The organism is Streptomyces sp. NPDC020422 (genome assembly GCF_044386705.1).
In the GTDB taxonomy this organism is placed as follows: domain Bacteria; phylum Actinomycetota; class Actinomycetes; order Streptomycetales; family Streptomycetaceae; genus Streptomyces.
Genome location: NZ_JBIRVJ010000022.1, coordinates 1 through 1,157, shown reverse-complemented (window position 1 = coordinate 1,157; position 1,157 = coordinate 1). Strand labels below are relative to the sequence as shown.

General features: G+C 69.5%; 1 protein-coding gene. It reads left to right on the top strand.

Features of this window, described 5'->3' with window-relative positions; all coding sequences use genetic code 11:
- Window positions 1-1,150: acyl-CoA dehydrogenase family protein (locus tag ACH414_RS33835; RefSeq protein ID WP_398944844.1), on the top strand; the 1,150-nt coding region annotated here is incomplete at its 5' end.
- Window positions 1,151-1,157: the final 7 nt, after the last annotated feature.

The following is a 1,157-nucleotide window of genomic DNA, read 5'->3' as shown; positions in this document are numbered from 1 at the left end:
GGCCAAGGACTTCGACCTGTATCGCCCGTCCGAGGAGCACGACATGCTCCGTGAGTCGGTCCGTGCGCTGGCGGAGGCGAAGATCGCGCCGTTCGCCGCGGCGGTGGACGAGGAGGGGCGGTTCCCCCAGGAGGCCCTGGACGCGCTGGTCGCGGCGGACCTGCACGCGGTCCACGTCCCGGAGAGCTACGGCGGCGCGGGCGCCGACGCGCTCGCCACGGTGATCGTGATCGAGGAGGTCGCCCGCGCCTGCGGTTCCTCCTCGCTGATCCCGGCGGTCAACAAGCTGGGCTCGCTGCCCGTGATGCTGTCCGGCTCCGAGGAGCTCAAGGCCAAGTACCTCGGCCCGCTCGCCAAGGGCGACGCGATGTTCTCCTACTGCCTGTCCGAGCCCGACGCGGGCTCGGACGCGGCCGGCATGAAGACCCGCGCCGTGCGCGACGGCGACTTCTGGGTGCTCAACGGCGTCAAGCGCTGGATCACCAACGCCGGCGTCTCGGAGTACTACACCGTGATGGCCGTCACCGACCCCGACAAGCGCTCCAAGGGCATCAGCGCCTTCGTCGTGGAGAAGTCCGACGAGGGCGTCTCCTTCGGCGCCCCGGAGAAGAAGCTCGGCATCAAGGGCTCCCCGACCCGCGAGGTCTACCTCGACAACGTCCGCATCCCCGCCGACCGCATGATCGGCGCCGAGGGCACCGGCTTCGCCACCGCGATGAAGACCCTCGACCACACCCGCATCACCATCGCCGCCCAGGCCATCGGCATCGCCCAGGGCGCCCTCGACTACGCCAAGGGCTACGTCACCGAACGCAAGCAGTTCGGCAAGCCCATCGCCGACTTCCAGGGCGTCCAGTTCATGCTCGCCGACATGGCCATGAAGCTCGAAGCCGCCCGCCAGCTCACCTACGCCGCCGCCGCCAAGTCCGAGCGCCTCGACGGCGACCTCACCTTCTTCGGCGCCGCCGCCAAGTGCTTCGCCTCCGACGTCGCCATGGAGGTCACCACCGACGCCGTCCAGCTCCTCGGCGGCTACGGCTACACCCGCGACTACCCCGTCGAGCGCATGATGCGCGACGCCAAGATCACCCAGATCTACGAAGGCACCAACCAGGTCCAGCGCATCGTCATGGCCCGCAACCTCCCGTAACCACCCG